Raw genomic sequence first — 8,419 nt, forward strand, 5'->3', positions numbered from 1 at the left:
TTTTGAGGATAAAGGAGCTCTTTTCATTTTGAAGAAGGTATATGGCTATATCTTAATTATTTATATTTCCATGCAGCTATTGGGACTGGTTGCTCCCCGCCTCTTATTTGAGGTCGGGCTTTCGCTGGACATGGACCCGCAAACACTTCGGAACTTGATTCCCGGCTATTGGCTGCTGTTCAGCTTTGGCGTCACCCTGCTTATTGTATTGCTGCTTTTGCGAAAAGATGCCAGAGACAGCCGGCTGGAACGGATGGCTCCGCTGCCGGCGGCCCAGTCGGCCGGCTGGGCGGTCGCCGGGGTCTTCCTTGCCCTGCTTGGCCAGCGGGTTGCAATTGCGATTGAAGCCGCTTTAGGCATCCAAATGGGATCGGAAAATACGCAAAACATTATCCGTCTGATCGAATTGGTCCCGGCCACGATGGTCATCACAGCTATTTTCGGGCCCATTCTTGAAGAGATTGTTTTTCGAAAGATCATTTTCGGCAGCTTATATGAAAGGTTTCCATTTTGGGCATCCGCTTTAATCAGCTCGGCTATTTTTGCCTTGGCCCATGCGGAGCCTGAGCATATACTGATCTACTCAGCCATGGGATTCACTTTTGCGTTCTTGTATGTAAAAACAAAAAGGCTGCTTGTTCCTATATTCGCCCATGTGGCCATGAATTCCTTGGTCGTTGTTGTACAATATTTTTATGCGGATGAATTGGAGCGGATGATGAAGGAAGCAGAACAACTACAAAGCTTGATTACTTGGGTTTTTTAGGCTGACAGCTTGACAATCTGGAGGAATTGAATGAAACAATCACCATTAACAACCGGGATCTTCTATTTGATTCTCGGCGGGTTCTTTACTTATTTAGCCATTGAAGACGTTAATACAGGAGGCTTCGGTTTTTTTACGTATTTGCTCATTTTGCTGGCAACGATGGATATCGGTTCCGGCATTCGCTTAATCTTTATGCATATGCGTTTGAAAAACGGCCAAAAAAAATAAGGCTGTTCTCTAAAAGGCTGGCTTCTGCTCATCGCGGAAGTCCGGCTCTTTTTTTGGACAGCCTTGTTTTATTCTGCATTCCCTGCTTCCACTTCTGCCTTCAAAGCCTTTTTATAGCTGACTTTAGAAATCCAGATGCTGATTTCGTAAAGAATCACCAAAGGAATCATAACGATAATTTGCGATATGACATCCGGCGGCGTAATGACTCCCGCCACAACAAGCAAAATGAAATAGGCATAGCGGCGGACCTGGGCAAGAAACATCGGAGTGATGATCCCAAGCCGTGTCAAAAACATCGTAACGACCGGCAGCTGAAACAGCAGGCCGAATGGGAGGGTAATTTGGAATAAGAATTGAAAATATTCATTAATGCCAATAACCTGTTCAATATTCAAATTTCCGGATAGCTTTATCATAAAATGAACGATATACGGAAAGAGAATGAAATAGGAGAAAGCAATTCCGGCAAGAAACAACAAAACAGACAGCGGAATATAGCTAAGCGTTACCTTTCTCTCTTTCTCAAGCAATCCCGGGCTCACAAAGGCCCACAACTGATAAAGAAGCATCGGGCTCGTCAATATAAAAGCAATCACAAAAGCCATTTGAAAATAAATTTTCAGCGGGTCCGTGATCCGAAAAGCATTCATGGTCAGTTCTTTTGCTTCATCCGCATGCTGTAAATAGCGGATAATCGGCTCAGCCAAAAATAAACCGGCAATCATAGCCAGGAATAAGAAAACGACTACTATAATGAGCCGTTTCCGCAATTCGCCGATGTGTTCATATATTGTCATGTCATGTCGACTCATTGTCATTCATCCTAACCTTACTGAGGATCTTTCTTGTCCTCTGGTTTATCGTCATCATCCGCCAGCCCTTTTGTCGCGTTTTTAAACTCTTTTAATGTGTCGCCTGCCGCGCGTCCGAGCTCCGGAAGTTTCTTAGGTCCAAAAATTAATATAGCTGCTCCGGCAATCAATATGATACTGCCTATGCTCAATCCCATTTGTGCAGCACCTCCTTTTCTCCATCATAACCGATTTTTCGCCATAATTCTATTCTGACTTTTCATCGGAGGCATCTGGATAATTCTTCAGAAAATAGACTAGCGATTGCAGCTCGACAGCCAGGTCAATGTGATGCACCCGGATCGTCGGAGGAACGTTCAATCTCGCCGGCGTAAAATTTAATATCCCTTTGATTTGGGCTTCCGCCAGACGGTCTGTGATGCCTTGTGCGGCCGATGAAGGAACGGTCAAAATAGCGACCGGCACCTCCTTCAGATCCAGCCTCTCCTCCAGCTCATCTAAATGGTAGATTGGAACGTCTCCAATAACGGTCCCCACTTTTTCCTCGTCTACATCGAACGCAATTTGAATCTTTGTATTATTATTCTTCATAAAGTTGTAATTTAAAAAGGCTGTCCCTAAATTCCCTACCCCGATAAGGGCGACATTGGTAATCTCATCCTGATCAAGCGTTTTGCGAAAAAACGACAATAAATAGCTGACATTGTATCCATAGCCTTTCTTTCCAAGTGCCCCAAAGTAAGAAAAGTCCCGGCGAATCGTTGCTGAGTCTACTTTGACGGCCTCGCTCAATTCTGCTGATGACACCCTCTGTTTGCCGGAAGAGTGCAAATTTTGGATAAATCGATAATATAAAGGCAGACGCTTTGCGGTCGCCTGTGGAATCTTCGGTGAATCATGGTTCATATTTATACCCCCAGCGCTTGCTGCTTCCATTCTAATAACCTGTCGATTCAATCACTTCTTCCATCATACAATATTTTGCGCAGCTTGTCTTTTAACTTTATCATCCTTTCCATTATCTTGAAGAGGTGAAAGAAAATTGCCCGTCCTTATAGAATCGGCTACACTTATAGGTAGAAAACTGAGGTGAAAAAGATGATTTTACTGCAAGTCCAACAACTGACAAAATACTTTGGCGCAGAGCTGATTTTATCTAATATCAAACTTGAAGTGCAAACGAGAGACCGGATTGCCCTCGTCGGCAGAAACGGGGCCGGAAAGTCCACCCTTTTAAAAATAATCGCGGGCATTCTCTCTTATGATTCCGGGAATATCTTAAAACCGAAAGAAGTCACTATCGGTTACCTCGCCCAGAATACGGGGCTGGAATCTGATTTATCCATTATGGATGAAATGCTGTCTGTCTTTTCACATTTGCGCAGCATGGAAGCGCAGCTGCGCCGCCTGGAGGAACAAATGGCCGACCCGGCAGTTTATGGGGATAGCGGTCAATATGAAAGAGTCACGAAAGAATATGATTTGCTGCAAAATAAATTTAAAGAATCCGGCGGCTATCAGTTTGAATCAGATATCCGTTCGGTTTTGCATGGGCTGAACTTCCAAGACTTTGATTACAGTACAAAAATTTCAACCTTAAGCGGCGGCCAAAAAACAAGGCTCGCCCTCGGAAAGCTGCTGCTGACAAAACCCGACATTCTCATCTTGGACGAGCCGACTAACCATTTGGATATTGATACGCTTTCCTGGCTCGAACAATATTTGCAGAGCTATAACGGGGCGATTCTAATTGTTTCCCATGACCGCTACTTCCTCGATAAAGTCGTGAACCAGGTGTATGAAATTTCCCGTCAGCATATCAAGAAATTCCATGGGAACTACAGCAATTATTTAAATCAAAAAGCAGAGCAATACGAAAAGGACATGAAGCTATTCGAAAAGCAGCAAGAGCAGGTAGCTAAGCTTGAAGATTTTATTCAGCGCAATATCGCCCGCGCTTCCACAACCAAGCGAGCGCAAAGCCGCCGCAAGCAGCTAGAGCGCATGGAACGGATGGAACGGCCAGAAGGCGATGAAAAATCAGCAAATATCATGTTTCAGATTGAGAAGCAAAGCGGAAATGAAGTATTAAAAACCAACAGCCTGACAATCGGCTATGACAACGAAATAATCGCCCAGCACCTGAATGTATATATACAGCGCGAGGAAAGTGTGGCCCTGGTCGGTCCGAATGGAGCTGGAAAATCTACATTTCTTAAAACCCTTGTCAAAAAATTGCCGGCGCTTGCCGGAGAGTTCTCACTCGGTGCCAATGTCGCGATTGGCTACTATGATCAGGAGCAAGCTAATTTAACATCCAACAAAACCGTATTGAATGAACTGTGGGATGATTATCCGTCAAGCGACGAGAAAGAAATACGAACGGTGCTCGGCAACTTTCTGTTTTCGGGAGATGACGTCCTAAAGCCAGTCTATGCATTAAGCGGGGGCGAAAAAGCACGGCTTGCATTGGCAAAGCTGATGATGCAAAAAGCAAACTTTCTTATTCTTGATGAGCCGACCAACCACCTCGACTTAGATAGCAAGGAGGTGCTGGAAAATGCGCTGATCGATTATCCGGGAACGCTTTTGTTCGTATCCCATGACCGCTATTTCATTAACCGTATTGCCTCGAAAGTGATCGAAATGTCCAAACATGGCATGACCGAGTATCTTGGAGATTACGATTACTACGTCGCCAAAAAACAAGAACAAAAGGAGTTAGCTGAGCTGGAACGATCGGCGCTGCCAGTTGTTGAAGAGACCTCTGCCGCTGATTCATCCAATTATTATATAGATAAAGAACAAAAGAAAAAAGAACGGCAAAAACGCCGCCGTATCGAAGAAATTGAAGAAAGAATCGAGAGTCTGGAAGCAGAGATTGAGGAGGCTGAGGATCTGCTGTGCCAGCCGGAAGTATTTCAGGATCACGAAAAATCCCTAGAGCTTCAACAAAAAGTCGAAGCGTGTCAATCGGAAATTGAGCAGCTTATGCAAGAATGGGAAACGTTGCATGACTAGAAGGTGACAGCAGCAGGCATTTCAATTTGTTCACAGTTTTGTCCACAAACTACTCTACTGATTTGCCTGCTTTCTACTCACTTTTACACATTATCCACAAAAACATCTTGATTTATCCACCAATCCCACAGGTTTTTGGTCGTTTTAAAAAAGATTTTTCCACAGAATAATCTTTTTATACACAGGTTTTCCACAACTTGTGAACAAAAGAAAAGGACTGTTCATCAATTAGCCAGTTGCTAAGTTATGAACAGTCCTTTATCTATAAATCATCGACATATCCACAAGCCTGGGGACTATTGCTCGATGTCCAGCCCTGGATACCCATTCATCGCTAAATCCTCAAATTTTCCTTGCTCATACAAAACGGTGCCGGCAGCAGCAATCATCGCTGCATTATCCGTACACAAGCTCAATGGCGGAATGATCAATTCAATGTCTGCCAGTTCCGCAAACTGTTCCTCTAACGCTGCGCGCAAGCCTTTATTAGCGGCTACGCCCCCTGCCAGCAATACTTGCTTTACTTGATACTCTTTAGCTGCTTTTACCGTTTTCGCTGTCAACACATCAATCACACTTTGCTGAAAGCTGGCTGCTACATCTTCTGCCTTTATGGCCTGCTTGCGCTGCTCCGCGTTGTGCAGTGTGTTAATAACTGCTGATTTTAAGCCGCTGAAGCTAAAATCATAGGACCCTTCTTCCAGCCAAGCCCTGGGAAGATCAATGACCGGTTGCCCCTGTGCTGCCAGCCGGTCAATATGGGGACCGCCGGGATAGGGCAGGTTCAGCGTCCTTGCTACTTTGTCGTAGGCTTCTCCTGCTGCATCGTCACGGGTTTCACCAATTACTTGAAAGCTGCCGTGCTCCTCCATAAGGACAAGTTCAGTATGTCCGCCTGAAACGACAAGGGACAGCAGCGGAAAAGCAAACTCTTTCATTAAACGGTTGGCATAAATATGTCCGGCAATATGGTGCACACCGATAAGCGGCAGCTGATGAGCAAATGCTAAAGCCTTGGCTGCATTTACTCCAACCAACAAGGAACCGACGAGCCCCGGCCCTTTTGTAACAGCAATGGCATCCAAATCGCTAAAGGTCATGTCCGCTTGATGTAATGTTTCCTCTAATACAAGCGTAATTTGTTCCACATGGTGACGTGAAGCAATTTCAGGAACCACTCCGCCAAAGCGTTTATGGCTTTCAATTTGCGAAGAAACAACATTGGCTATGATATCCCGTCCATTCTTTATAATAGCTGCTGCTGTTTCATCGCAGCTTGTTTCCAATCCTAATATATAAATATCTTTTTTCATGATAATCTCACCCACATTACTAACGCATCTTCCTGATTGTCAGAATAATAATTTTTTCGAATCCCGCCTGGCTGAAAGCCGAGCTTTTTATATAAACCCTGTGCGGGCTCATTGCTCACACGCACCTCTAAGGACATCACCGCAGCCCCTTTCTTCTTGGCAGCATTCATTACAGCGACAAGCAGCTTTTCGCCTAAGCCTCTGCCTCGGTATTCCGGCAAAATCGCAATATTGGTAATCTGGGACTCGTCCAGGACAAGCCACATTCCGCAATAGCCAACGATTTCACCTTCGTATTCAGCCACATGATAAACAGCAAAGTAATTATTAGTCAGTTCATTCCAAAAAGACTCTTTTGTCCACGGCATCGTAAAGCTGTTTTTTTCGATCTCATGTACCTTATCTACATCCTCAACCGTCATCAAGCGGATATCAACTTCACTCATGTTAATTATCCGCCTTCTGCTGTTCCAGCCATTTCGCTTCAGCCTCCGCCAAACGGATATAGTTAGGAACAAAAGAATGCAAATCGACCACTGGCTCCTCTACCCCAAGGCGGGCAAGATCTGCGGGCCGGGGCGCGGAAAAAATGTCTCCTCTCACTAAAGCTTGGCCGCCTAATAGCTCCCGTATGGAGTCTTCGTGCAAAAGAACATCCTGGCCCACAAACAGAACCTCTTCCTTTAATTCCTTTAAGCGGCTGCACCAATCGATGAGGGAGATATTCTGATCTTCGTCAACCACGGTTAATTTCCCCTCTTCGAAGCGGTACAGTCCGGTGTATACTCTGCCTCTGCGCGCGTCAAAAACAGGTGAAATATAAGAAGGATACAAACGGGCTGAGGCAGCCAAAAGGGCTAAACTGGATACTCCGGAAAGAGGAATATTTAACGACCATGCCAGCGTCTTAGCAATCGTCACGCCAATGCGAACGCCTGTGTAAGATCCGGGCCCTTTCGCTACTACTATCTTATCCAAGTCTGCCGGTTTTACTTCGCATTCCTTCATCAGTGTATCAATTGCGGGCATGACTCGCAGCGAATGATTTTTCTTTAGATTTGTTATATATTCACCAATGACCTGTTCTCCGTCCAAAAGAGAGATGCCTAGTGTATAGGTAGATGTATCAATTGCCAGCACTTTCATTTCACTAACTCCTTACTCAGACTAACGTATCTTTCCCCTTTAGGTTCTAAAGCGATTTCACGATCATTTTCTCCTTTATGAGAAATAACAATCTTTAAGTAATGCTCCGGAAGCTGCTGCTCAATTAAATGAGCCCACTCCACCACACACACGCCTTCCCCATAAAAATACTCATCAAATCCTAAGTCTTCGTCCGCATCCGTTAACCGGTATACATCCATATGATAAAGAGGCAGGCGGCCTTTATATTCTTTTATAATGGTAAAGGTTGGACTATTTACATTGCGCTTAACGCCTAATCCTTTAGCCAAGCCTTGTGTAAATGTAGTTTTACCGGCTCCTAAATCGCCTTCCAGCAAAAGAACAGCTCCGGGCTCCAGCAAATGAGCCAGCCTCTCTGCGAAAGACTGAGTCTGTTCAGCGCTTGTAGTGGAAAATCTCAGTCTATCCATACAAAAACTCCCTTGTCGCATATAATATGTAGTCGTAAAAAAACCTTAGGAAATATCAATCCTAAGGTAGCTTTGATGAGTATAGTATATCTTAAATCAGTATATAAAAAAAGAAACGAAACAAAGTTTCGCATGATTGTAAAAGCTTATAAATAAATGGCGGTCCGGACGGGACTCGAACCCGCGACCTCCTGCGTGACAGGCAGGCATTCTAACCAACTGAACTACCGGACCAAGATTGCGGGGACAGGATTTGAACCTGCGACCTTCGGGTTATGAGCCCGACGAGCTACCAGACTGCTCCACCCCGCGACGATAAAAATAATATAGATATTCAGCCTGGCAACGTCCTACTCTCACAAGGGGAAGCCCCTCACTACCATTGGCGCTGAAGAGCTTAACTTCCGTGTTCGGGATGGGAACGGGTGTGACCTCTTCGCTATCGCCACCAGACTGTATAAAGTGGAAAGAAATTATTCTTTCAAAACTGGATAATATGTGTCAGTAACCGGCAATACCTTGCCATTAGATAAAACAGAATCTGCTTAAGCGCTTGGCGCTTGTGCATTTCAAATTAGGATAAGTCCTCGATCGATTAGTATTCGTCAGCTCCACGTGTCGCCACGCTTCCACCTCGAACCTATCTACCTGATCATCTTTCAGGGATCTTACTAG

General features: G+C 44.8%; 10 protein-coding genes, 2 tRNA genes and 2 rRNA genes. 3 read left to right on the forward strand and 11 right to left on the reverse strand.

Going from position 1 to position 8,419, the window contains the following annotated elements; all coding sequences use genetic code 11:
* Positions 1–28 precede the first annotated feature (28 nt).
* Together B1A98_RS16605 and B1A98_RS16610 are read left to right on the forward strand one after the other, a co-directional pair.
* Complete coding sequence (locus tag B1A98_RS16605) at positions 29–766, forward strand: CPBP family intramembrane glutamic endopeptidase (RefSeq protein ID WP_063384122.1); 738 nt, start codon at positions 29–31, stop codon at positions 764–766.
* A gap of 30 nt (positions 767–796) precedes the next feature.
* Entirely contained in the window at positions 797–997 is a 201-nt protein-coding gene (locus tag B1A98_RS16610) for a YdiK family protein (RefSeq protein ID WP_063384123.1), read from the forward strand.
* A 68-nt stretch (positions 998–1,065) separates the two neighbouring features.
* On the opposite strand, the gene tatC is transcribed toward B1A98_RS16610, so the two are convergent.
* The 3 genes from tatC to B1A98_RS16625 are packed head-to-tail and all read right to left on the reverse strand — an operon-like array spanning position 1,066 to position 2,718.
* Positions 1,066–1,812, reverse strand: coding sequence for a twin-arginine translocase subunit TatC (gene tatC / locus B1A98_RS16615; RefSeq protein WP_063384124.1), 747 nt, complete (start codon positions 1,810–1,812; stop codon positions 1,066–1,068).
* A gap of 17 nt (positions 1,813–1,829) precedes the next feature.
* On the reverse strand, positions 1,830–2,009 hold the full coding sequence (locus tag B1A98_RS16620; protein WP_041101419.1) for a twin-arginine translocase TatA/TatE family subunit: 180 nt from the start codon (positions 2,007–2,009) through the stop codon (positions 1,830–1,832).
* Between the two features lie 49 nt (positions 2,010–2,058).
* Positions 2,059–2,718, reverse strand: coding sequence for a redox-sensing transcriptional repressor Rex (locus B1A98_RS16625; RefSeq protein WP_041101421.1), 660 nt, complete (start codon positions 2,716–2,718; stop codon positions 2,059–2,061).
* Between the two features lie 192 nt (positions 2,719–2,910).
* Between B1A98_RS16625 and B1A98_RS16630 the strand changes: the two genes are divergently transcribed.
* Positions 2,911–4,833 carry an ABC-F family ATP-binding cassette domain-containing protein gene (locus B1A98_RS16630; protein ID WP_063384125.1) on the forward strand — a complete coding sequence of 641 codons (1,923 nt, stop codon included), beginning with the start codon at positions 2,911–2,913 and terminating at the stop codon, positions 4,831–4,833.
* Between the two features lie 296 nt (positions 4,834–5,129).
* On the opposite strand, the gene tsaD is transcribed toward B1A98_RS16630, so the two are convergent.
* The 8 genes from tsaD to B1A98_RS16670 all read right to left on the reverse strand — a co-directional run.
* Positions 5,130–6,146, reverse strand: a complete 1,017-nt coding sequence (tsaD, locus tag B1A98_RS16635; RefSeq protein ID WP_063384126.1) for a tRNA (adenosine(37)-N6)-threonylcarbamoyltransferase complex transferase subunit TsaD — start codon at positions 6,144–6,146, stop codon at positions 5,130–5,132.
* Complete coding sequence (gene rimI, locus B1A98_RS16640) at positions 6,143–6,592, reverse strand: ribosomal protein S18-alanine N-acetyltransferase (RefSeq protein WP_063384127.1); 450 nt, start codon at positions 6,590–6,592, stop codon at positions 6,143–6,145. The genes tsaD and rimI overlap by 4 nt, the downstream gene beginning before the upstream one ends.
* A 1-nt stretch (position 6,593) precedes the next feature.
* Positions 6,594–7,292, reverse strand: a complete 699-nt coding sequence (tsaB, locus tag B1A98_RS16645) for a tRNA (adenosine(37)-N6)-threonylcarbamoyltransferase complex dimerization subunit type 1 TsaB (protein WP_063384128.1) — start codon at positions 7,290–7,292, stop codon at positions 6,594–6,596.
* Positions 7,289–7,744, reverse strand: a complete 456-nt coding sequence (gene tsaE, locus B1A98_RS16650; protein ID WP_041101431.1) for a tRNA (adenosine(37)-N6)-threonylcarbamoyltransferase complex ATPase subunit type 1 TsaE — start codon at positions 7,742–7,744, stop codon at positions 7,289–7,291. Before tsaE ends, tsaB begins: the two co-directional genes overlap by 4 nt.
* A 157-nt stretch (positions 7,745–7,901) precedes the next feature.
* Positions 7,902–7,978: transfer RNA gene (locus B1A98_RS16655), tRNA-Asp, on the reverse strand.
* A 4-nt stretch (positions 7,979–7,982) separates the two neighbouring features.
* Positions 7,983–8,056 (reverse strand) — tRNA-Met (locus B1A98_RS16660).
* 25 nt (positions 8,057–8,081) lie between these two features.
* A 5S ribosomal RNA gene (rrf, locus tag B1A98_RS16665) occupies positions 8,082–8,197 on the reverse strand.
* Positions 8,198–8,319: 122 nt separating this feature from the next.
* A 23S ribosomal RNA gene (locus tag B1A98_RS16670) occupies positions 8,320–8,419 on the reverse strand; the annotation flags it as partial.

This window comes from Pseudobacillus badius (genome assembly GCF_002189605.1).
Classification (GTDB): domain Bacteria; phylum Bacillota; class Bacilli; order Bacillales; family Domibacillaceae; genus Pseudobacillus; species Pseudobacillus badius.

Coding starts and splice junctions, on each gene's coding strand:
- B1A98_RS16620 (WP_041101419.1), bottom strand. CDS start 2,009: ATGGGATTGAGCATAGGCAGTATCATATTGATTGCCGGAGCAGCTATA.
- rimI (WP_063384127.1), bottom strand. CDS start 6,592: ATGAGTGAAGTTGATATCCGCTTGATGACGGTTGAGGATGTAGATAAG.
- tsaB (WP_063384128.1), bottom strand. CDS start 7,292: ATGAAAGTGCTGGCAATTGATACATCTACCTATACACTAGGCATCTCT.
- tsaE (WP_041101431.1), bottom strand. CDS start 7,744: ATGGATAGACTGAGATTTTCCACTACAAGCGCTGAACAGACTCAGTCT.
- tsaD (WP_063384126.1), bottom strand. CDS start 6,146: ATGAAAAAAGATATTTATATATTAGGATTGGAAACAAGCTGCGATGAA.
- tatC (WP_063384124.1), bottom strand. CDS start 1,812: ATGAGTCGACATGACATGACAATATATGAACACATCGGCGAATTGCGG.
- B1A98_RS16610 (WP_063384123.1), top strand. CDS start 797: ATGAAACAATCACCATTAACAACCGGGATCTTCTATTTGATTCTCGGC.
- B1A98_RS16630 (WP_063384125.1), top strand. CDS start 2,911: ATGATTTTACTGCAAGTCCAACAACTGACAAAATACTTTGGCGCAGAG.
- B1A98_RS16625 (WP_041101421.1), bottom strand. CDS start 2,718: ATGAACCATGATTCACCGAAGATTCCACAGGCGACCGCAAAGCGTCTG.